This is a genomic window from Microcystis sp. M079S1 (genome assembly GCF_020246425.1).
GTDB lineage: Bacteria > Cyanobacteriota > Cyanobacteriia > Cyanobacteriales > Microcystaceae > Microcystis > Microcystis aeruginosa.
The window spans coordinates 1-21,157 of record NZ_JADBSZ010000358.1 but is presented as its reverse complement, the minus strand read 5'-3'; the positions used below and the strand labels follow the sequence as shown (position 1 = coordinate 21,157).

The 21,157-nt window shown below is 44.4% G+C and carries 21 protein-coding genes and 1 pseudogene; 12 read left to right on the top strand and 10 right to left on the bottom strand.

Annotation, left to right across the window (positions count from 1 at the left end):
- Positions 1–221, bottom strand: a 221-nt coding sequence (locus IM456_RS23060; RefSeq protein WP_287707719.1) for a helix-turn-helix domain-containing protein, incomplete at its 3' end; no start/stop codon positions are given.
- A gap of 73 nt (positions 222–294) precedes the next feature.
- On the opposite strand from IM456_RS23060, the pseudogene IM456_RS23055 reads away from it, so the two are divergent.
- Positions 295–502: pseudogene (locus IM456_RS23055) on the top strand (IS200/IS605 family transposase); the annotation flags it as partial.
- Between the two features lie 28 nt (positions 503–530).
- On the opposite strand, the gene panD reads toward IM456_RS23055, so the two are convergent.
- Entirely contained in the window at positions 531–980 is a 450-nt protein-coding gene (panD, locus tag IM456_RS23050) for an aspartate 1-decarboxylase (protein ID WP_287692570.1), read from the bottom strand.
- Positions 981–1,017: 37 nt separating this feature from the next.
- Between panD and IM456_RS23045 the strand changes: the two genes are divergently transcribed.
- Complete coding sequence (locus tag IM456_RS23045) at positions 1,018–1,845, top strand: DUF3598 family protein (RefSeq protein ID WP_287692605.1); 828 nt, start codon at positions 1,018–1,020, stop codon at positions 1,843–1,845.
- 1,110 nt (positions 1,846–2,955) lie between these two features.
- On the opposite strand, the gene IM456_RS23040 is transcribed toward IM456_RS23045, so the two are convergent.
- Complete coding sequence (locus tag IM456_RS23040; RefSeq protein ID WP_287692568.1) at positions 2,956–3,738, bottom strand: aldolase/citrate lyase family protein; 783 nt, start codon at positions 3,736–3,738, stop codon at positions 2,956–2,958.
- 357 nt (positions 3,739–4,095) lie between these two features.
- Between IM456_RS23040 and aspS the strand changes: the two genes are divergently transcribed.
- A complete protein-coding gene (aspS, locus tag IM456_RS23035) occupies positions 4,096–5,883 on the top strand; it encodes an aspartate--tRNA ligase (protein ID WP_287692565.1) in 1,788 nt (595 codons plus the stop codon).
- 66 nt (positions 5,884–5,949) lie between these two features.
- Here aspS and IM456_RS23030 read toward each other — a convergent pair whose 3' ends face one another.
- The 6 genes from IM456_RS23030 to rpsO all read right to left on the bottom strand — a co-directional run bounded on the left by IM456_RS23030 (position 5,950) and on the right by rpsO (position 11,005).
- Positions 5,950–7,368 (bottom strand): SUMF1/EgtB/PvdO family nonheme iron enzyme, encoded by a 1,419-nt coding sequence (locus tag IM456_RS23030; protein WP_287692562.1) that lies wholly within the window; start codon positions 7,366–7,368, stop codon positions 5,950–5,952.
- A 382-nt stretch (positions 7,369–7,750) separates the two neighbouring features.
- Positions 7,751–8,407, bottom strand: a complete 657-nt coding sequence (locus IM456_RS23025) for a Uma2 family endonuclease (protein ID WP_287692560.1) — start codon at positions 8,405–8,407, stop codon at positions 7,751–7,753.
- A gap of 7 nt (positions 8,408–8,414) precedes the next feature.
- On the bottom strand, positions 8,415–9,068 hold the full coding sequence (locus IM456_RS23020; protein WP_287692559.1) for a Uma2 family endonuclease: 654 nt from the start codon (positions 9,066–9,068) through the stop codon (positions 8,415–8,417).
- Positions 9,069–9,132: 64 nt separating this feature from the next.
- Complete coding sequence (gene aroF / locus IM456_RS23015) at positions 9,133–10,188, bottom strand: 3-deoxy-7-phosphoheptulonate synthase (RefSeq protein WP_002750796.1); 1,056 nt, start codon at positions 10,186–10,188, stop codon at positions 9,133–9,135.
- Between the two features lie 58 nt (positions 10,189–10,246).
- The gene (locus tag IM456_RS23010; protein ID WP_008201436.1) at positions 10,247–10,711 is read right to left on the bottom strand and encodes a PAM68 family protein; all 465 of its coding nucleotides are present in this window, start codon (positions 10,709–10,711) and stop codon (positions 10,247–10,249) included.
- Positions 10,712–10,735: 24 nt separating this feature from the next.
- Positions 10,736–11,005, bottom strand: coding sequence for a 30S ribosomal protein S15 (gene rpsO, locus IM456_RS23005; protein WP_002738807.1), 270 nt, complete (start codon positions 11,003–11,005; stop codon positions 10,736–10,738).
- A gap of 290 nt (positions 11,006–11,295) precedes the next feature.
- On the opposite strand from rpsO, the gene IM456_RS23000 reads away from it, so the two are divergent.
- On the top strand, positions 11,296–11,625 hold the full coding sequence (locus IM456_RS23000) for an NAD(P)H-quinone oxidoreductase subunit M (RefSeq protein ID WP_002738864.1): 330 nt from the start codon (positions 11,296–11,298) through the stop codon (positions 11,623–11,625).
- A 570-nt stretch (positions 11,626–12,195) separates the two neighbouring features.
- A complete protein-coding gene (glgA, locus tag IM456_RS22995) occupies positions 12,196–13,623 on the top strand; it encodes a glycogen synthase GlgA (protein ID WP_149985384.1) in 1,428 nt (475 codons plus the stop codon).
- Between the two features lie 49 nt (positions 13,624–13,672).
- Here the strand turns inward: glgA and IM456_RS22990 are convergent, their stop codons facing one another.
- Positions 13,673–14,278, bottom strand: a complete 606-nt coding sequence (locus tag IM456_RS22990) for a vWA domain-containing protein (protein WP_002800734.1) — start codon at positions 14,276–14,278, stop codon at positions 13,673–13,675.
- 213 nt (positions 14,279–14,491) lie between these two features.
- Between IM456_RS22990 and IM456_RS22985 the strand changes: the two genes are divergently transcribed.
- From IM456_RS22985 to urtE, 7 genes are all read left to right on the top strand, one after another.
- The gene (locus IM456_RS22985; RefSeq protein ID WP_002777289.1) at positions 14,492–14,824 is read left to right on the top strand and encodes a TMEM165/GDT1 family protein; all 333 of its coding nucleotides are present in this window, start codon (positions 14,492–14,494) and stop codon (positions 14,822–14,824) included.
- Positions 14,825–14,989: 165 nt separating this feature from the next.
- Positions 14,990–15,265: a TMEM165/GDT1 family protein gene (locus tag IM456_RS22980; RefSeq protein WP_002732425.1), complete on the top strand. Its 276-nt coding sequence runs from the start codon at positions 14,990–14,992 to the stop codon at positions 15,263–15,265.
- A 432-nt stretch (positions 15,266–15,697) separates the two neighbouring features.
- Positions 15,698–17,014 (top strand): urea ABC transporter substrate-binding protein, encoded by a 1,317-nt coding sequence (gene urtA, locus IM456_RS22975; protein WP_287692556.1) that lies wholly within the window; start codon positions 15,698–15,700, stop codon positions 17,012–17,014.
- A gap of 94 nt (positions 17,015–17,108) precedes the next feature.
- Complete coding sequence (locus IM456_RS22970) at positions 17,109–18,269, top strand: ABC transporter permease subunit (RefSeq protein WP_287692554.1); 1,161 nt, start codon at positions 17,109–17,111, stop codon at positions 18,267–18,269.
- Positions 18,270–18,272: 3 nt separating this feature from the next.
- Positions 18,273–19,427 carry an urea ABC transporter permease subunit UrtC gene (urtC, locus tag IM456_RS22965; RefSeq protein WP_287692552.1) on the top strand — a complete coding sequence of 385 codons (1,155 nt, stop codon included), beginning with the start codon at positions 18,273–18,275 and terminating at the stop codon, positions 19,425–19,427.
- 113 nt (positions 19,428–19,540) lie between these two features.
- The gene (urtD, locus tag IM456_RS22960) at positions 19,541–20,287 is read left to right on the top strand and encodes an urea ABC transporter ATP-binding protein UrtD (protein ID WP_287692550.1); all 747 of its coding nucleotides are present in this window, start codon (positions 19,541–19,543) and stop codon (positions 20,285–20,287) included.
- Between the two features lie 38 nt (positions 20,288–20,325).
- Positions 20,326–21,024, top strand: a complete 699-nt coding sequence (gene urtE, locus IM456_RS22955) for an urea ABC transporter ATP-binding subunit UrtE (RefSeq protein WP_287692548.1) — start codon at positions 20,326–20,328, stop codon at positions 21,022–21,024.
- Positions 21,025–21,157: the final 133 nt, after the last annotated feature.

Sequence of the window (21,157 nt, the reverse complement as noted above, 5' to 3'; positions counted from 1 at the left end):
TTGGCTTGAACGAAGTAATTTGGATAGGGTTCATCCGCCGGAATTATGTACTCGGAAACTAGCGAACAACGATCCGCAAGACACTTTCGAGAGTTTAACCAATCTTTCCGTTCCGAGAGCGCGTAATTGTAAACGCTTTTGCAAACATCAAGAATGTGGATGATCTCCCGTTCCTGTTGTCTGTTTACCTTTAGTTTGTACTGGTAGGTAAGCGTTATCACTGTCGTTCGTTTCGTGATGTACAATTAGATTATAACACTTACCGCATAGTATATCAACTAATTACAATCATGGACCCAACTAATCGCTAACCTTAAAACAGTTAGTAGTCCCATTAATTAGAAAAGAATTTCCGGATTTGGCGGCCAAGTATTTCGACAATAAACCTTATTTTTGGACGGGAGCTTATTTCGTGGCTAGTTGTGGCGGCGTTACTGTCGAACAACTAAAAAAATACGTCGATAACCAAAACTCCCCAAAAGTGGAAACGCTACCGCGTTAGTTTCATTCTGGTCGCGATTCATCTCCCGTTAAACCGCGTAGCGGTTTAACGGGAGTCCTCTCGCTCCATTGAGATAGAATTCCACTCCCTGACCATCACCCCGGGGAATTAGGCTCTGTTCAAAAAATTGCTGACAGCGATTTTCAGCATCAGCGACGAGAACTTTGGCAAAATGACCGTTTTCGAGAACTTCTTGCCTCGGACGTTGTTCGTAGGCATAGATAATCAAAATATCTCCGGGTTGACAGAGCAGAGCCGCACCACCGTTGGGGCAAATTTCCCCGGTTTGGCCGGGAAAAACGTAGGTGGAAAAGCGCTTACCATTGCTAAGATTGACCACATCCACTTCTTCAAGGGGCAAAATACCGACCCGCTCAATCAATTCTCGATCGATCGTGATACTGCCGACATAATCGACGTTAGCCTCGCTGACGCGCACTCGATGGAGTTTGGCGTGCATTAATCGAATTGTTCCCATGTATTTTGTCCTATTTCCCCCAATTACTTCAATTATTATGCTCTCCCAGTGGGAATGTTTACTAAAAAATCTCGGTCAATGGCAAGGTTCTTTTACCCGTCTGTCTCTCCAAGGCGATCTGCTCGAAGATACCCCGACTTTGGTATCTTTGCAAGGCATTAATAATAATCGATCAATTCGTCAATTGGTCCGCCGTCTCTACAGCGATCGAGTGCCGGAAGATTTAATTTTAGAGTATAGTTCTCTCAATCAGGGTATTCTATTTAGCCAGACGGGAGCTTTTGGCCAAGGTTCTTTATATTTTAGTAGTTTTTCCTCACAATTTGGAGCAGAATTTGGGTTAATCTCTGGGGAAAGACGATTAAGAATCGTACAGTTATTTAATGAACGCTGTGAGTTCGATCGCTTGACTTTAATTCGGGAAAAGTTGGCCGATTCTAGCTCCCCAGAAAGACCGATGTTAACGGTGGAGCAATTACTGGGTCAATGGCGAGGACAGGCGGTGACAACGGGACGCGATTTTTATAATTCTCCTGCCTATTCTACCCATGTATCGATCGAGCGTCAGGGAGATAATTATCTCTCGCAAACTTTGACTTTTGGTGATAATCAAATTACTTCTAGCGCTCGTATTGAGGGACAAAGATTGTTGTTTGAAAATGGTCCGATGCCGATTCAAATCCTGCTGCTGCCAGATGGAGCTTCCTGTAATACACCTCTGAAAATTACTGCCGGTCATCCTTTTGTTTTAGAGGTGGGTTGGTTACTTTCTCCTACTCAAAGACAGCGCCTAATTCGTTCTTATAACGAGAAGGGAGAATGGACAGGTATTACTCTGGTGACGGAGGAAAAAGAAAACTATTAGCCGTCAGCCATCAGCTAGATTGATAATAAAAAGGAAATTGACTAATTACACTGAAAAATATCGGGTTTCTCCTAAACATGAATTATAAGTAAGTAGTTATAATTAAATTGAAGATAGATTTTGGGTTCGATCCCCCCTGCCCCCCTTGATAAGGGGGGTGCCGATAGGCGGGGGGATCCCCCCTTAATCCCCCCTTAATAAGGGGGGCATCTGATAATTTTTAACGACTACCTACTTAACTGGATTTGGTATCTTCTCCTTGCTCGGAGACTTGCCAAAACAACAACTTTGTACTTCACCAATAAGATAACTGCGATAAGAAACTGAATGCTAAGGGCTAATTTATATAAGCAAAATTTATCAAAATCCCAATATACTTGAGAAGATTTAAATTTACATTCCTTCATCTTTACTTTTCTTAAAAAATAATTGAGAAAAATTCCTATTTGTCAACGAGATTGCAATAGTTACAGCCCGCTGCTAAAATCTAAGAATCGGGTTACTCTGTGCATTTTTAGTCCTTGTGCCTTGAAACCCTTACCACGTCTAGGATGACTAATTCGTCCCTAGGGAAAACTTGCCAATTGCTCCTTTGACGAAAAAGATCTTTTGCCAAAAATATGTGTACTTATGTTAAAACGAAAAAGTTTTTTTGACAAAATGTACCAGATATGCTGCGAGAAAAGTGTCCAGATTAGCTACTGGGGGTGGGAAACTGTTAACTATCTAGGGTTTGCGGCAAAAAGTTGGTTGGTGGGGGCGGGGGTGTGGAAGGAACCACAGAGACACAGAGGACACAAAGATTGATCACTCCTAAGTACCTAAGCAAAATTAATTACACATATCTAACCACCTCTTGCCTCTTGCCTCTTGCCTATCTTCACTAGGAAATTAATTTTGCACGACTACTTATATAAGTTAAACACACCAAGAATAAGAGAGCCAATTTCCCCCCGATCGATCCAATCCCTAGCACTTTTTGGAAACCAAAAAGCCTAAAAATCTGATCCAACAAGGTTTTTAGATTTACGCAGCAGGACTTACCTTTTATTTGTCAGATTGATTGGATATGTCTAGGTTTTGAGCGTTTGATCGAAGTGACCAATATCTTTAACCAAAAAGTAAATTATGGAGGATTTCTAAACGCTGGTCATCTTCACGAACAATAGCACCATAATAATTTTTTTTATTCTCTAGCCAGAGTAATTCAAACTCGATCGCCTTTTGGAAAGCTAAACTAAAATTATCCAAAGCTTGGGGACAATCAAAGATAACTTTGCGCGTCTCGAAGCGGTCAAAATGTCCTTGGCAGAACATTTTGAAAAACGGTAAAGAATCTAGTGACACCCCACCCCCAATGGCAACAGTCAAACCGGCGGCCTTAGCTTTTTTTGCCAAAGGTAAAGCCAGAGCTAAAACTTGCTCGCTATTCACATCCTGGCGGGTTAATCCCAAAGAACAGGCTAAATCCATCCGTCCGATGACGATACCATGGAGAGATTTTATCTCTGGAATCGCCAACATTTCCTGAAAATTCTCACAGGCAGTAATCGTTTCAATATTAACTAATAACTCCACATCTTCCACCCCTTGATCAGCTAAAACCCTCCTAGCTGCCCGCAGATATTTTTGTAAAGCATAGGCTGTTTCTACCATGGGAGCAATCAAGCGATCGACTCCTAAATTGACCGCATCAAAGATATCTCTCATCGCTTCGCAACCGGCGATTTTCAGATTAAAATCTACCCCCGCTTTCAGACTAATTTCTTTCAATCGCATCGCTTCCGTCAGTCGGGTTCCTTCCGTCTCGAATTCTGCTTTTACCCCTGAAACATGGTGATCTTCCCTGAGTTCTCTTAACAGTTCCACCATTTTTTTTTCTAAGGAATTCATGATTTTAATCGTTGAAAATCGGTAACTGCTAGATGAGCCTTGTTGATTATAGCCGATCCGCGAAAAGCCGATAGCTGAGGACTAAGTAGGTAGGTGTTAAAAATTGTCAGATGCCCTCTTATTCAGGAGGGATTAAGGGGGTGCCGATCCCCCCTTATCAAGGGGGGCAGGGGGGATCGAACCCAAAATCTATCTTCAATTTAATTAAAACCAGCTACTTAGGAGACCATAAAAATACTCTAAACAAAGGGACAAGAGCGACAAAATACCGGCATAATGAACAAGGCCGTCTGATTTTTTTCTGGCCACATCCTTTCTATACTACATTCGTAATATAAGTAATTCTCTAGTTAGACTATGCGAACTCACTACTGTGGCGACCTTAGCGCGATCGAAATTGAAAAAAGTGTCACCCTCTTCGGTTGGGTCGATCGTCGTCGCGATCACGGTGGCGTTATTTTTATCGATCTACGGGATCGCAGTGGTATTGTCCAGATCGTCAGTGATCCCCAACGAACCCCCGCTTCCTACCCGATCGCTGAAACCGTCAGAAACGAGTATGTCATCAAGGTGACGGGAACAGTCAGTCAAAGGCCTACCGAATCCCTTAACCCGCGCATTGCCACCGGAGAAATCGAAATTTACGCCACTAGCATCGAGATTCTCAACGGGGTTACTAAACAACTGCCTTTTGTCGTCTCCAGTTCCGAAAGTGAATCGGTCCGGGAAGATGTGCGCTTGCGATACCGCTATCTAGACCTACGCCGGGAGCGTATGAGTCAGAATTTACAACTACGTCACCAAGTTGTCAAAGAAATGCGCCGTTTTCTCGAAGATGAACAGCATTTTATCGAAGTGGAAACGCCAATTTTAACTCGATCGACTCCCGAAGGGGCGCGGGATTATCTGGTTCCTTCCCGTGTCAACCCGGGCCAATGGTACGCTTTACCTCAATCACCGCAACTATTTAAGCAATTATTAATGGTGTCGGGAATGGATCGCTACTATCAAATCGCCCGCTGTTTCCGCGATGAAGATCTGCGCGCTGATCGTCAACCGGAATTTACTCAGTTGGATATGGAGATGAGTTTTCTCTCCTTAAGTGAGATTTTAGCCCTAAATGAGGCTTTAATCGCTCATATCTTCAAAAAAGTCAAAAATATCGATATAAGCCTGCCCCTGCCCCGTTTAACATATTCTGAGGCTATGGATCGCTATGGGGTCGATCGCCCTGATACCCGTTTTGGCTTGGAATTGGTCAATGTGGCGGAGATTTTTGCCGATTCGGGATTTAAGGTGTTTTCAGGTGCGATCGCTAGTGGGGGAACGGTGAAAGTTTTACCGATTCCCAACGGTAACGAGGCGATTTCTAACGTCAGAATCAAACCGGGTGGGGATTTATTCAAAGAAGCCACCGATGCGGGTGCGAAGGGAATTGCCTACATCCGCGTGCGCGAAGACTACGATTTTGATACCATTGGTGCGATTAAAGATAACCTGACAGAGGCACAAAAACAGGCTTTAATCGAGAAGACTGGCGCAAAACCGGGGCATCTGCTCTTATTTGGGGCGGGAGATACCGATACAGTCAATAAATCCCTATCCCGCCTACGCTTAGTTTTAGGGGAACAATTGGGATTAATTGATGCCGATAAAATCAACCTCCTCTGGGTGACGGATTTCCCGATGTTTGAATACAACGCCGAGGAAAAACGCCTAGAAGCATTGCATCACCCCTTTACTGCCCCTAATCCCGAAGATTTAGACGATCTAGCCCACGCTCGCGCCCTAGCCTACGATATGATTTTTAATGGTATTGAAATCGGTGGCGGCAGTTTGCGGATTTATCAACGGGAAGTACAGGAAAAAGTCTTCGCTACCATCGGTCTATCCCCAGAGGAAGCCTATAATAAATTCGGCTTTTTGTTAGAAGCTTTTGAATACGGAACCCCTCCCCACGGTGGCATCGCCTACGGTTTAGATCGCTTGGTGATGTTGTTAGCGGGGGAAGAATCAATTCGCGATGTGATTGCTTTCCCGAAAACCCAGCAAGCTAGTTGTTTACTCACTTCTGCACCTTCGACAGTGGCAGCGAAGCAATTAAAAGAATTATCCGTTGCTTCTACCTACAAACCGCCATCCTAAGATTAGGGTGGGCAATGCCCACCTAATTTTTGCAAGTCTGTTGACACTAAGTTAAATTCTTTTCTGCTACAAAGTCCTCCCAGCACCGCACACCACCCGAAAACCGCTGTAGTCGAAGAGGATGAAGTCGCGGCGGTCGAGGAGGCCGCGGCAAGCGGAACGGCAGCGATACGGATGGTTGAACCAAGAACCGCCCCGCAGAGGAGAACAATTATCATTCCCATTTTCTATCCAGGCACTGCCATTCGTCGGCGCACCGTCATAATTATCGTGCCAAGTATCGGCGCACCATTCCCAAACATTGCCGTGCATATCGTACAGTCCGAAGGCGTTTGGGGGAAATTGTCCCACGGGAGTCGTTTCTTCTCGATATTCTCCCTTCGCTTCCTCGGCGTAGGTATTACTGGCACAGTAGTTGGCCAATTTCCCAGTAATGGTTTCCCCAAAGTAGAATGGGGTGGTGGTTCCAGCACGACAAGCGTACTCCCATTCTGCCTCACTCGGTAGTCGGTATTCCTGTTTTGTTTCCCTTGATAGTCGTTTACAAAATTCCGTTGCTTCATACCAGTTGACGCATTCTACGGGTAGCTCATCCCCTGTGAAGTTAGAAAAGTTTGTCTCCAGGTCAATGTCTATTTTAGCGGTTGCGGCGATCGCTTTCCACTGAGCTTGGGTGATAGGATAACGTCCCATGTAGAAAGAAGAAACGGTTACTCGATGTTGAGGTCTTTCCCATCTAAATCCTTCCCAGTTAAATTTTTTCACCAGTCTTTCGATTTCCTCGTCTTCCGTTCCCATCGTGAATGTTCCCCCCGGGATGGCAACCATTTCTAGGGTGATGCCGTTGCCCAAATCTTCCCTGAAATATTGAGACTGTTTCGACTCTTTGTTAATTTGCTCACCCTTCGCATTTACTCGCACGATCTCAAAGTTAAATACTGATAACGGTGGAGTGACGATTACGGTCTTTTTTGGTTCTTCTGGAACGATTACCGGTTGTTTTGGTTCTTCTGGAACGATTACGGGTTTTTTTGGCTCTTCCGGTTCAGGATTGAACTGATGGGTAATTGCTCTTTCTAGTTGCTCAAATCCGTCTTCTTCCCAATAATCAAGCCAGTGGAGGTCTCGCAGGTTCAAGCCATACTCCTCCTGTCGCAGGTCGGGGATATCGCATTCATCCAATCTCAGCGGAATGAGGTAGATTGAATTCGGCGGTCTGTCAGCATATTGATTGAGGGCCATTTTAAATTCCCGCTGCACGAATCCTTGTTTAGCAATCGAGCGTTGGGAGAGACAAGCGATGAACAGTTGACTATTTGCGATCGCCTTGGGGATGACTGAACGCCAGTTCTGGCCTGGAATCAGGTCTTTTTTATCCAACCAAGGTTTATATCCCGCTTGCTTAAGGCGCTCATGCAGTACCAAAACTGCTGGTTTGTCCTCACTAGCGTGAGCTAGGAAAATTTGGATCTCTGACTTTTTCATAACTTTTTCTTATGACCACAAGTAGGGGAGAGCCAGATTAACTGGCAGAAAATCTCTAAATAGGGCTTGCTGAAAAAGTACGGGCGAAGCATTCGGATAGAAAATCTCCAGTTTCACCGATAGGTTATTGCCCGAATGCTTCGCCCCTACAGGACGCGGGCCGATGAAGACGCAAGGTTTTGAAGGACGATTCTCTCAAAATCTGGCACCTGTTTCAAGAGAAGAGCCACAAAACCCTTACCTTGCCTACATTTCACATTTATTCAGCCAACCCTAAATAAACCATTTAATTGATTATTACTCATTCTTAATTCTCCTGTCTCGGAGTCTCCTAACGACCGGCTCCTAACCCCACCAACAAACTTTTTGCCGCAAACCCTAGTTAATTATTTTCAGCTAGTTGACTAACAACCCATGCTCTTAAATTCTTTTCTGCTTTAACTTCATCCTCTTTAGCAGTGGCTAAAAATTCATAGAGTTTAGTTTTGGGAACTAGGGGAAAAGTGGGACTAAATTCTCCTTCCTGATAAACCCCCTTTTCTAACCGATAAATGCGCCAGATTTGTCCATTAAAACGCCATAATTCCGGCACTCCCAAACGGGCATAAAGTTCTAATTTATTAATATCCGTGTGGGTTATATCCACTTCCACCACTAAATCTGGGGGCGGATCTTCAGTTAAATTAATTCTTTTTCCTAGCACTTTGGCTTGATTTTGAATATAGTAAGCATTATCGGGTTCTGCCCCTCGTTCTAAATCTTCCCTAGCTAGAGTTGTGGAACCCATACTTTTAATTTTTAAACCCAATTCTACCACCAAAATCCGAATAAATAATCCGATTAATTCTCGGTAAAACTCGTGTTCTTCTAGGGGCATAGTAATCTCTAAAGTACCACGATCATAAAATAAATGGGCGCGATTATTTTCCCCTAGGGCCTGTAAAATTTGCTGATAGGATAACCAACTGAGATGATTAAAAACTACCCGTTTTTCGCCCCTAATTTCCTCAGTATTTAACTCCAGAGGAACTGTCACCATAATTACCTCAACTTTTAGCTAGTTGACTAACAACCCATGCTCTTAAATTCTTTTCTGCCCTCACTTCATCCTCTTTAGCAGTGGCTAAAAATTCATAGAGTTTAGTTTTCGGAACTAGGGGAAAAGTGGGACTAAATTCTTCTTCCTGATAAACCCCCTTTTCTAACCGATAAATGCGCCAGATTTCTCCATTAAAACGCCATAATTCTGGCACTCCCAAACGGGCATAAAGTGCTAATTTATTAATATCCGTGTGGGTTATATCCACTTCCACCACTAAATCTGGGGGCGGATCTTCAGTTAAATTAATTCTTTTTCCTAGCACTTTAGCTTGATTTTGAATGTAGTAAGCATTATCGGGTTCTGCTCCTCGCTCTAAATCTTCCCTAGCTAGAGTTGTGGAACCCAGACTTTTAATTTTTAAACCCAATTCAGACACCAAAAAATAGATAAAACGTCCAATTAATTCTCTATAAAACTCGTGTTCTTCTAGGGGCATAGTAATCTCTAAAGTGCCACGATCATAAAATAAATGGGCGCGATTATTTTCCCCTAGGGCCTGTAAAATTTGCTGATAGGATAACCAATTGAGATGATAAAAAGTAACCCGTCTTTCTGCCCGGATTTCGCTAGTATTTAACTCCAGAGGAACTGTCACCATAACTGCCCCGAAAAGCGAAATTTATGCCCAAAAAAGGGGGTTGATTCACCCCCTTATTATCTTATTAAACCAGTGCTGGAACCTGGGGCCAACGCCCGATCGTCTTACCGATGACCGCTAACTCCTGAGTTAATCGATCGAACCGGTCGGGAGTCAAGGATTGCGGCCCATCAGATAGGGCCTTGGCTGGGTTAGGATGTACCTCGATCATCAAGGAATCGGCCCCAGCTGCCAGGGAAGCCATGGCCATGGTCGGTACATATTCCCATTTACCCGTACCGTGGCTAGGATCGATCATGATCGGCAGGTGGGTTAAAGTTCTTAAAACGGGAATACAGGATAAATCTAGGGTATTGCGAGTATATTTACTGTCAAAGGTGCGGATACCGCGTTCGCAGAGAATGACATTGCTATTTCCTGCTGCGAGGATATATTCTGCCGCCATCAACCAATCTTCAATAGTGGCTGCCATGCCGCGCTTGAGTAGGACCGGTTTCGGTTGCGCCCCAACTTTTTTTAGGAGGGAAAAATTCTGCATATTGCGCGCCCCCACTTGCACCACGTCGGCTATTTCGACAATCTTATCGAGATCCGCCGCGTCCATTACTTCCGTGATAATACCCAAACCACTGGCATCTCTAGCCGCCGCTAGTAATTCCAAAGCGCTTTCCCCGTGACCTTGGAAAGCATAGGGAGAAGTGCGGGGTTTGTAGGCACCACCCCGGAGGAATTGCGCTCCGGCTGCTGCCACTCGTTTGGCAGTTTCCACGATCATCGCCTCATTTTCCACCGAACAGGGGCCGGCGACAATGCTAACGGTATGATTTCTGCCGATGGGGATAACACCGTTAGGAGTGGGGACTAAAACCTCGCTGTATTCCCCGTGACGGTATTCTAAAGAGGCACGTTTGAAGGGTTGTTCGACTCGCAGGACGGTTTCGATCCAAGGGCTTAGTTCTTGGATTTGTAGGGGGTCTAATTCCCTGGTTTCTCCGACTAAACCGATGACAACTTTATGCTTACCGACGATTTTTTCAGGACTTAATCCCCATGCCTCGAATTCGGCACTGACGCGCTCGATTTCAATTTCCGGGGAACCAACTTTCATGACAATAATCATGGCATTAACCCTTTATTTTTTTCTTTAATCTCTATTGTTGACGATTTCTAGAGGTTATCTATTTTTCTTCCACTTCTTTTTTGCCGGACCGCCAAGCGGCGATCGTTCTGCCAAAATTAGCTTGAAATTCTTGCCATCCTAGCCAATCCCCCACCCGATCCTCGTCCCAAGAAGCGGAGAAGATGCCATAACTCAGACCGATAAAACCTAGACCAAATAGGCTTAAACTGACGAGCATGGCGACGTAGGAAGGGATTTCGAGAAGATTGTGGCTAATAATCCAGTAGAAGCCAAAAAAGGAAGTTATCCCCAATACTGTCGGAATGCCACAAAATACCGCCATCCGTTTGGCCATCCGTTGACTGACCGCTTGCGGAATTGCCTTTAAGCTGGTTTCCTCGGAGCGAGTCTTTATCGGCGGTGGCACGGGACTAGGGGCAATTTTCGGGGTTTTTCGCTTATTTTGGCGCGGCTCAAAGGGGAGACGTTCTTTTTTCTCCGTCGATTTCGATTCAGAGGCCATGGTAGGGATGCAAAGGGGGTATGCTTAACGGCGAATTCCGAGACGACCAATCAGGGTTTGATAACGTTGTTGATCTTTCTTCTGGATATAGGTTAACAGTCCCCGACGACGACCGATCATCTGGAGTAATCCCCGACGGGAAGCATGGTCTTTCGGGTTAGCTTTCAGGTGTTCGGTCAGTTGGTTGATTCTCTCGGTTAAGAAAGCTACCTGTAACTCCGATGATCCTGTATCGGTTTCGTGGGCCTGATATTGGCTGATTAGTTCTTGTTTTTTGGTCTGGGTTAAGGCCATAGGACTCGTGATCTCTGCTTAAACTCTGCAATCTATCATAGTATCACGTTTCTGGTCGATCCGTAAACAGTATTCGGGAGATAGGGTGATAGGGTGATAGGGTGATAGGGTGATGAGACAGCTTCCCCACTTCCCCACTTCCCTATCTACCCCACTTCATAATCCATAATTCATAATTCCCACACCCCACACCCCACACCCCACTTCCCCACTTCCCCATTCCCAATTCCCCAATTCCGCAAATCATGGCAAAATCTTAGACATAGCGTCTAACTTACCCTGAAGATTCCATGCTGTTAAAATCCACGACCCGTCATATTCGCATTTATACGGCTGAAGTAAAAAATAATCAATTAATCGAGAGTAACAATGTGTTGACTCTTGATGTGGATCCCGATAATGAATTTAATTGGGAAGAAGTGGCTCTCAATAAGGTTTATAGTAAGTTTGATGAATTGGTAGAATCCTACAATGGGGAAGAATTGAGCGAATATAATCTCCGTCGCATCGGTTCAGATTTAGAACATTTTATCCGTTCTCTCCTGCAAAAAGGGGAAATTAGCTATAATCTCAACGCCAGAGTACAGAACTATAGTATGGGTTTACCGAAATTAGGGTGAACGATTCCGCGTCAGTCCCCACCCGGACACCTAGGGGGGTGGGGAATTTGCCTCGCGGCAATGAAGCGAACAATTGCCCGTCACTCATCCCTAATAATCGGATTGATTGAAATGTACCTTAAGTCCCACTTTCCGCACTTCTTAACAGCCTACAATCCTTTACCAGTAAGGACTATAGCGACAATGATTGATTTTTATCCAAGTGAAGAATTGTAATTTTTTTTCTCAGAAAAAACCAATTATTGAAAATGTTCTCAATAGTAGTTTCTACAGTGAAGGTTTTTCGTCAAAACAGTTTGGGGAATGTAAAGATATATAAAAGTATATGAAGATAGGCGGAATGTCGGTTAAATCGACAATAGCAGACAGTGCCGGTGCCGAGCAGCTAAAACTTAATAAAAAGGCGACAAAACTTAATAATGTCCAAAACAGCTAATTATGCCCCTCGTTGGCTCTCTGGTTGGTTAAAGAAAAATCTAGGCTAATCCGATAATAACCTGCTTGCAAATCCTGCTAGGGTGGTTTTATCTGTTAAAATTTCTTGTCGTCGTGAAGTAAAGCGGGAAGAGTATGCGAATTCTATTTGTGGGTGCCGAGGCCGCCCCAATTGCCAAAGTTGGGGGAATGGGGGACGTAATTGGGGCATTACCGAAAGTCTTGCGTCAGCTAGGTCATGACGTGCGGATTTTTCTGCCCTACTACGGTTTTCTCCAGGAAAAAATGGACATCCCTTCCGAACCCATTTGGTCAGGATTCGCCATGTTTCAGGATTTTTTAGTCTATGAGACGGTTTTACCCGATACGGATATTCCTCTCTACCTCTTTGGTCATCTAGCTTTCTCTGGACGCAATATCTACGGAGGCGAAGATGAGGCCTGGAGATTTACCCTATTTGCCAATGGTGCGGCGGAATTCGCTTGGAATTACTGGAAACCGCAAGTTATTCACTGTCATGATTGGCATACGGGCATGATTCCCGTCTGGATGCACCAAGACCCCGATATTAGCACCGTTTTTACTATCCATAATCTCGCCTACCAGGGGCCTTGGCGGGAGGCATTAGAAAAAATGACTTGGTGTCCTTGGTATATGCAGGGCGATAATACGATGGCCGCGGCGGTTCAATTTGCTAATCGCATCACCACCGTTTCTCCCACCTATGCCCGTCAAATACAGACCCCCATTTATGGCGAAAATTTAGAGGGATTATTGTCCTATATTTCCGGCAATCTGGTGGGGATTGTCAACGGCATCGATACGGAGGTGTATGACCCTGCTAAAGATGTTTATCTTAAGCAGAATTTTACCCCAGAAACCATCGAAAAACGTCTGATCAATAAAATTGCCCTGCAAGAAGAAGTGGGGCTACAGGTCAGTAAAAGTGCCTTTGTCATGGCGATGGTGACGCGTTTGGTGGAACAAAAAGGTATTGATCTAGTGATGCAAATTTTAGATCGCTTTCTCACCTATACTGATGCTCAATTGATTATTTTGGGTACAGGCGATCGCTATTATGAAACCCAACTGTGGGAGATGACTTCCCGTTTCCGGGGGCGAATGTCCCTGCATCTTCTCTATAGTGATGCCCTTTCCCGTCGCATCTATGGGGGGGCCGATGCTTTGTTAATGCCTTCCCGTTTTGAACCCTGTGGCATTTCCCAATTAATGGCCATGCGTTACGGTTGTATTCCCATGGTACGCCGCACCGGTGGTTTAGTCGATACGGTATCTTTCCACGACCCAATTCAGGAAAAAGGAACAGGATTTAGTTTCGATCGCTATGAACCTTTAGACCTGTTTACCTGTATGATCCGGACTTGGGAAAGTTTCCGTTATAAACAGGATTGGCAAAAACTACAGCAGCGGGCAATGACTCAAGATTTTAGTTGGTATAAATCCGCTTTGGAATATCTCAAAATCTACAAACAAATCACGGGACAATCGGAGCAATTATCCGATGAAGAAAAAGATAAATTGGTCGCCCTGACTAGCAGTTAAATCCTCCTTGAGTAGGGGTGAAGATATATCACCCCCACTCCGGCAGCAATTAATCGGTAATGGCGTTGAGAAGAACTTCCGCTAGGGTCATATCTTCCATATCATCGATAGTAATTGTGTCAACGATATCGAATTTGGCCCCCGCCGATTCTAGCTGATCGTCTAAAGCTTTAAGAAATTCGGTTGCTTGTCGATCATGGCCTACTTGAATCAGAGAAATGGCTAATTCTTCATCCCTATCGAGTTTTCGAGAAGCTTCGATAATTTGACGCATCACCGCTTTGCGATCATCTGGTTCTCCGTCGGTAATCACCAGAATAGTTTCTCCGTTGGGTTTAGTTTTGCCAGCAGTTTTGCGCTGAAAATAATTATTGAGGGCATCTTGAAGAACAGCGGCTAGGTCTGTCCTCCCCATAGGTTCATTTTCTTGATAAATTTGTGTCACCTTATCGGAAGTAACATTATCATAGCGTCGGAAACGTCCGGAAAAAAGATAGATAGTGATGCCGTCGGGATCGAATTCCTCGCACTTTCTAGCCAAGGCGAGGGTGGATTCTTGGGCAATTTGCCAACGGGTTTTCTCGCTGGGTTTATCAGCAGTGGACATACTGCCACTTTTGTCAATAATCAGAGTATAATCTCTGTTTTCTACCATAGGGGCTATACCTCCAAGCAATTTGCGCTCGTCCTAGTCTAATAATTATTAAACTCTAGGATGGAAACTCTACCTCGATCGACTAGGGTTTTTTAACTATTGGGGGGAGGAGACAGCGCCCCCAACAGCAGAAACTATCGCCAGAAAACCGGTCGGGCTAAAATGAAAAAAGTATGAAAATTATTGCTTAACCCGATATTGTTAAATTAGCCGATGAGTGATAGCAAATCGATCGCCTCAACCGAGAAAAAGCCAGATCAGCCACCTTCTTGGAGTTTTTGGACGGTGTTTAGTTCCACCTTCCTAACCATATTTTTTGCTGAAATCGGCGATAAAACCCAATTAGCCACCCTTCTCATCAGTGCTGAATCCCAATCCCCCTGGGTGGTTTTTGCCGGGGCAGCCACCGCTTTAATCGCTACCAGTCTCCTCGGTGTCCTGATCGGTTATTGGATTGCTCGTCGTCTTTCCCCCAAAACTTTAGATATCGGTGTCGCTATCCTTCTCCTTTTGATCACCGGTTTACTGATCGGCGATATTCTTTAAGCAATCAGTATTCAGGAGTCGGTCGTCAGGAGACTCCGAGACAGGAGATAGGGTGATAGGGTTTTGGGGTGATAGGGTGATGAAACAGCTTCCCCACCTCCCCATCACCCCACTTCCCCACTTCCCCACTTCCCCACCTCCCCATCACCCATCTCCCTAGAATTTATGAATTGGCAATTATTCGGACTGACATTTATCACGGTTTTTTTGGCAGAAATCGGCGATAAAAGTCAGTTAGTAGCGATCGCTCTCGGTGGCAGTTCCAAATCACCTAAAGCTGTCTTTTTTGGCTCAATTACCGCCTTAATCTGCACCAGTTTCTTAGGAGTCCTTGCGGGCGGCAGTATGGCGCAGTTATTCCCCGCTAAGATCTTAAAAGCGATAGCGGCCATTGGTTTTGCGCTGCTTGCTGTCCGGCTGCTTTGGCCAGATTCGGATTGATCATTGGGTTGGGCTGAATATTACTGTAAGCCTTACTAGAAAACGGTTTTGGCACTTTTTCCAGGCACGCGAGGCTATTGTGTTATTATGACACTAAATCCGGTTATTAAAGACTGATTATCTATTCCCTCTTTTGCCTTTTGCCTCTTGCCTTTTGCCTATCCTCATAACTAGCCTATACTCAACAGATTTAGTATGACTCCCTCCTGATAGCTAAAAAACTGAGGTAAATTCCAGAAAAATCATTAATTTTTGGGAAAAAAGTAGCAAAAGTTACAAAAAACATCCAAAAAGTAGCGAAAATCACAAAAAATCTGTTAACCTAGCCGTAATATCACACAGATATTCGTAGAAAGATTCCCGAAAATCTCCTCAGCAAAAACATCCGTGTGAAGTAGCTAATATTGTCAGCGAGGTTAGTTCAAGATCATCATGTCAAATTTAGGACGACGTAAATTTCTCCTGTACGGTTCTGCCGCTTTGGGAACCAGTATTCTGTTAAAAGCTTGTGGTGGCAATCAAAGCCAAACCCCCACGGCCAGTCCTAGCCCGGCTGCTAGTCCCGCCCCAGCTTCTGGAGAGACAATTAAGGTGGGTATTCTGCACTCCCTCAGTGGCACCATGGCCATCAGTGAAACCAGCGTAGTCGATGCGGAAAAACTGGCGATCGAGGAAATCAATGCCGCCGGTGGTGTTCTTGGTAAACAGATTGAGGCAGTGGTGGAAGATGGCGCTTCTGATTGGCCAACTTTTACCGAAAAAGCCACCAAACTGATCGATCAGGACAAAGTTTTGACCGTCTTCGGTTGTTGGACTTCCGCCAGTCGTCAGGCGGTTTTGCCCGTGTTTGAATCCAGAAACCATATGCTCTGGTATCCCGTCCAGTACGAGGGTCAAGAGTGTTCTAGAAATATCTTCTACACTGGCGCTGCCCCCAACCAGCAGATCGAGCCAGCAGTGACTTGGTTGCTGGAAAACAAAGGGAAAAAATTCTTCCTTGTCGGTTCCGATTACGTTTTCCCCCGCACTGCCAACACGATTATTAAAGAGCAGTTAAAGGCGAAAGGCGGCGAAACCGTGGGTGAAGACTATCTACCCCTAGGTAACACGGAAGTTACCCCGATTATTACCAAAATTAAGCAAGCTTTACCCGATGGCGGCGTTATTTTCAACACCCTCAACGGTGATAGTAACGTGGCTTTCTTTAAACAACTGCAAGCGGCCGGTTTAACTCCCGATAAATATCCGGTCATGTCGGTGAGTGTTGCCGAGGAAGAAGTCAAACAGATCGGTAAGGAATATCTCCTCGGTCAATACGCTTGTTGGAACTATTTCCAAACCGTAGATACCCCCGCTAACAAGAAATTTGTTGCGGCTTTTCGAGCTAAATATGGTGAGGATCGCGTGACCAATGACCCCATGGAAGCGGCCTACATCATGGTCTATCTCTGGAAGCAAGCGGTGGAAAAAGCGGCAACCGCCGATGATCTCGACAAAGTTCGCGCCGCCGCCATCGGACAAAAATTCGATGCTCCCGAAGGACCGGTGGAAATGTTCCCCAATCATCACATCTCCAAAACCGTCCGCATTGGTCAGGTGAGAGATGATGGTCTATTTGACATCATTTGGTCAACTCCGGGGGTGGTGGATCCGCAACCCTGGAACCAATTTGTCCCCGAAACTAAGGGCTTTGCCTGTGACTGGACTGATCCGGCTAAGGGTGGTAAGTTCAAAATGGAAAAATCATAGTTTTAGGAGTTTTTCCAGACAATAACGAGAGTGAGGTGGGCATTACTGCTCACCCCACTTTTTAAAGGTTAAAAATGCACAGGAATAACGAAAAGTGTCAGCATTATTAGAAGGATTATTTAATGGTATTAGCATCGGTTCTGTGCTATTGCTGGCCGCTTTAGGACTAGCGATTGTTTTCGGACTGATGGGGGTGATTAATCTCGCTCACGGTGAGTTAATGATGTTAGGGGCCTACAGTACTTTTGTGGTGCAGAATATCTTTAAAGGTTTTGGTTCTCCCCTCTTTGATACTTATGTTTTATTTGCCCTACCGATCGCTTTTTTAGTGTCGGGATTGGCGGGATTATTATTAGAAAGGGGGGTGATTAGGTTCCTGTACGGCAGACCCCTAGAAACGCTGCTGGCCACTTGGGGAGTCAGCTTAATTCTGCAGCAATTTGTCAGAAGTGTCAACGGTTTATTAGTAATTAGTTTAATAGTTTTCTGTCTGTTATTTTTTGGGGCGATGACGCTGTTAAGTCGTCGCCTAGATTGGGAGAGAATTCGCAATTTAGCTATTGGTATCACCCTGCCTTTATCCCTAGCTATCGCTGGATTATTAGGCTATCTTTTATCTTTTAATCCCGTTCTCGCTAGACCCTGGTTTAGTGCCAGAAACGTCGATGTCACGGCTCCTGCTTGGTTACGGGGAGGTTTACCTTTACCGGGTTTTCAAATGCCCTACACCCGTCTATTTATTATCATTTTAACTGCCATTTGTTTGTTAGGAACCTATTGGTTTTTAAATAAATCTTCTTGGGGTTTACGCATTCGTGCCGTCACCCAAAATCGCCAGATGAGTTCCTGTTTAGGTATTCCGACAAATCAAGTGGATGCTTTGACTTTTGCCCTCGGTTCGGGATTAGCTGGAGTTGCCGGTTGTGCGATTAGTTTTTTGGGTTCCGTCGGTCCAAATGTGGGACAAAATTATATCGTTGATACCTTCATGGTAGTGGTGGTGGGGGGAGTGGGTAATCTCCTAGGAACTATTATCGCAGCCATGGCGATTGGTGTGGCTAATTATTTAATTGGTTCGGGAACTTTTGCCCTGATTTTTGGTTCCGTAGAAGCACTAAAACCCCTAACGGATTTCTTCACCTTTTTCTCCACCACTAGCATGGCAAAAGTGATGATTTTTGCTTTAATTATTGCTTTCTTGCAATTCAAACCTGCGGGAATTTTTCCTCCTAAAGGACGTACTGCCGAGTTATAGATTATGATTACCGAAACCATCACTAGAAACGAATCCCGACAACGGGAAAAGAAAAAGTTAATCACGGAAATCGCTGTTATTGTTGGTTTAGTGGTCATCTTTGCGGTGTTACTGCCCTTAGCTTTGTCGGCTTTCCGTTTGCGTTTATTGGGGCGATTTCTTTCCCTCGCTATTGTTGCTTTGGGGATAGATTTAATCTGGGGTTATACGGGTTTATTAAGTCTTGGTCATGGTATTTTTTTTGCCCTCGGTGGTTACGCTTTGGCCATGTACCTAAATCTTCAGTTACCCCCCGGACAAATGCCCGAATTTTTTACTCTCTACGGGGTGACAGAATTACCTTTTGTTTGGCAACCCTTTTATTCCCTACCTTTGACAATTCTAGCCCTAATTATCGTACCAGCGATCGTGTCGGCATTATTAGGTTATTTAATCTTCCGCAACCGCATTAAAGGGGTTTATTTCTCGATTTTGACCCAAGCGGCTTTACTGGTATTTTTTAACTTTTTTAACGGTCAACAAAAGTTAATTAACGGCACTAATGGCTTAAAAACCGATACCCAAACAATTTTCGGGTTGCTGGTAGGTTCCGATGCCGTTCAAGTGGCCTTTTATTTACTCACAATTGTCTGTTTACTGGCTATTTATCTGCTCTGTCGTTGGTTAACTACGGGCAGATTTGGGCGCTTGTTAGTCGCCATTCGCGATGATGAGGTGCGTGTGCGTTTTTCTGGTTATGATCCTACTTGGTTTAAGGTGTTAGTTTTTGCCATTTCTGGGGCAATTGCCGGTGTTGCCGGCGCTCTTTATACCGTGCAAACGGGAATTATCACCCCTAACTCTATGGATGTGGCTTTTTCCATTGAAATGGTGATTTGGGTGGCTGTGGGGGGACGTGCTACCCTTGTGGGGGCAGTTGTCGGTACTTTATTGGTACGCCTGGCCCAAACTTTTTTAAGCGAACAATTTCCGGAAGTCTGGGTATTTTTCCAAGGGGCCCTATTCCTAATTGTGGTGACAGTGCTTCCCGATGGTCTTCTCGGTGGAATTAAACGTTTGCTGACTCATTTTGGTTTCCGCAAAACTTTAATTACCTATCCTAGTATTGAGGAAGCTCCGGAAGTGCAACTGGAAAAAGAAGAATTAGAGCATAAGTGATCTTAGCTATCAGTTATCAGTTATCAGTTATCAGTTATCAGATGTGAGTTTTCAGTTCACTGATTACTGCTGACTGTTCACTGAAAATACTTCCCAATTCCCTCTTAGAAATTATGACTGGAAAAATCTTAGAAATCGAGAATCTTACCGTTAGTTTTGGGGGTTTTAAAGCTCTCAATAATCTTAATTTCAGTATGGATACGGGAGAATTGCGGGTGATTATCGGTCCCAATGGTGCGGGAAAAACCACTTTTTTAGATGTGATTACGGGGAAAGTGCAACCCACCATCGGACGGGTATTATTTAAAGGTCGAGATATCCGCAAAATTCCTGAATATGCGATCGCTCGTTTAGGTATTGGTCGCAAATTCCAAACTCCCAGGGTATATTTAAATCTAACTGTCCGAGAAAATCTCGATTTAGTTAGCAACCGTAATAAAAATGTTTTCTCAACTCTTTTCGGTCGTCCTCCCCTAGAAGATAGCAGAAAAGTTATTGGTTTATTGGAAATTATCGGGTTAACTGCTAAAGCTGATTTATCCGCTTCTTTACTGTCCCACGGCGAAAAACAACGCTTAGAAATTGGCCAATTAGTGGCCCAGTCACCAGATTTACTACTGGTAGATGAACCCGTGGCAGGATTAACCGATGAGGAAACAGAAAACGTGGGCAATTTGTTATTAAATCTAGCGGAAAGTCATTCAATTATTGTCATTGAACACGATATGGAATTTGTCCGTCAAATTGCCCGCAAAGTCACGGTTTTACACCAAGGAACTGTTCTCTGTGAGGGGAATATGGAGCAAATTCAAAATGATCCGAAAGTTATTGAAGTTTATCTAGGTTCCTCGGAAGAATAAAGAGTAAAATGATTAAAATTAGTTAAAAAGGGTTGACAATGTTACACATATCTGATCTCAATGTTTACTACGGAGAAAGTCATATTTTAAGAGATGTTGACCTTAACATTAATGCGGGAGAAATGGTCTGTTTAATTGGACGTAATGGCGTGGGTAAAACTACCCTATTAAAAACCTTGATGGGGATTCTCAAACCGCGAGCGGGAACAATTAATTATGAGCAACAAAACCTGATTAATAAAACCTCAGATCAAAGAGCCAGATTAGGACTGGGTTATGTGCCGCAGGGTAGGGATATTATTCCCCGTTTAACGGTAAAAGAGAATTTAACTCTCGGTTTGGAAGCTTTACCCACAAAAAGAAAAAATGCCACAATTCCCGAAGAAATCTTTGATTTGTTTCCTGTTTTAAAAACCATGTTATCGCGGATGGGAGGAGATTTAAGCGGTGGACAACAACAGCAATTAGCCATCGCTCGCGCCTTAGTGGGGGAACCAAAATTATTAATTTTAGATGAACCCACGGAAGGAATTCAACCGTCAATTATCCTCGAAATTGAAGCGGCGGTACGGCGCATTGTTGCCAGCAAAGGAATCGCCGTTTTATTAGTAGAACAACACCTGCATTTTGTCCGCCAAGCTGATCGATATTACGCCATGCAGAAAGGGGGAATTGTTGCTTCCGGTTTCACAAGCGGATTAAGTCAAGAAGTCATTCAGCGATTTTTGTCGGTTTAAACTTAACTTTTTCCTTGATAAGTAGGTAGGCGTTAAAAATTATCAGACACCCCCCTTATCAAGGGGGGATGAAGGGGGGATCGACACCCCCCTTATCAAGGGGGGATGAAGGGGGGATCGACACCCCCCTTAT

Excerpts from the sequence above, each read along its gene's own strand:
- IM456_RS23030 (WP_287692562.1), bottom strand. The coding sequence starts at position 7,368 with ATGAAAAAGTCAGAGATCCAAATTTTCCTAGCTCACGCTAGTGAGGAC.
- rpsO (WP_002738807.1), bottom strand. The coding sequence starts at position 11,005 with ATGGCCTTAACCCAGACCAAAAAACAAGAACTAATCAGCCAATATCAG.
- urtA (WP_287692556.1), top strand. The coding sequence starts at position 15,698 with ATGTCAAATTTAGGACGACGTAAATTTCTCCTGTACGGTTCTGCCGCT.
- IM456_RS23010 (WP_008201436.1), bottom strand. The coding sequence starts at position 10,711 with ATGGCCTCTGAATCGAAATCGACGGAGAAAAAAGAACGTCTCCCCTTT.
- IM456_RS22980 (WP_002732425.1), top strand. The coding sequence starts at position 14,990 with ATGAATTGGCAATTATTCGGACTGACATTTATCACGGTTTTTTTGGCA.
- aspS (WP_287692565.1), top strand. The coding sequence starts at position 4,096 with ATGCGAACTCACTACTGTGGCGACCTTAGCGCGATCGAAATTGAAAAA.
- IM456_RS23020 (WP_287692559.1), bottom strand. The coding sequence starts at position 9,068 with ATGGTGACAGTTCCTCTGGAGTTAAATACTAGCGAAATCCGGGCAGAA.
- IM456_RS23000 (WP_002738864.1), top strand. The coding sequence starts at position 11,296 with ATGCTGTTAAAATCCACGACCCGTCATATTCGCATTTATACGGCTGAA.
- urtC (WP_287692552.1), top strand. The coding sequence starts at position 18,273 with ATGATTACCGAAACCATCACTAGAAACGAATCCCGACAACGGGAAAAG.
- IM456_RS23045 (WP_287692605.1), top strand. The coding sequence starts at position 1,018 with ATGCTCTCCCAGTGGGAATGTTTACTAAAAAATCTCGGTCAATGGCAA.
- panD (WP_287692570.1), bottom strand. The coding sequence starts at position 980 with ATGGGAACAATTCGATTAATGCACGCCAAACTCCATCGAGTGCGCGTC.
- IM456_RS23040 (WP_287692568.1), bottom strand. The coding sequence starts at position 3,738 with ATGAATTCCTTAGAAAAAAAAATGGTGGAACTGTTAAGAGAACTCAGG.
- aroF (WP_002750796.1), bottom strand. The coding sequence starts at position 10,188 with ATGATTATTGTCATGAAAGTTGGTTCCCCGGAAATTGAAATCGAGCGC.
- IM456_RS23025 (WP_287692560.1), bottom strand. The coding sequence starts at position 8,407 with ATGGTGACAGTTCCTCTGGAGTTAAATACTGAGGAAATTAGGGGCGAA.
- urtE (WP_287692548.1), top strand. The coding sequence starts at position 20,326 with ATGTTACACATATCTGATCTCAATGTTTACTACGGAGAAAGTCATATT.
- IM456_RS22985 (WP_002777289.1), top strand. The coding sequence starts at position 14,492 with ATGAGTGATAGCAAATCGATCGCCTCAACCGAGAAAAAGCCAGATCAG.
- glgA (WP_149985384.1), top strand. The coding sequence starts at position 12,196 with ATGCGAATTCTATTTGTGGGTGCCGAGGCCGCCCCAATTGCCAAAGTT.
- IM456_RS22990 (WP_002800734.1), bottom strand. The coding sequence starts at position 14,278 with ATGGTAGAAAACAGAGATTATACTCTGATTATTGACAAAAGTGGCAGT.
- urtD (WP_287692550.1), top strand. The coding sequence starts at position 19,541 with ATGACTGGAAAAATCTTAGAAATCGAGAATCTTACCGTTAGTTTTGGG.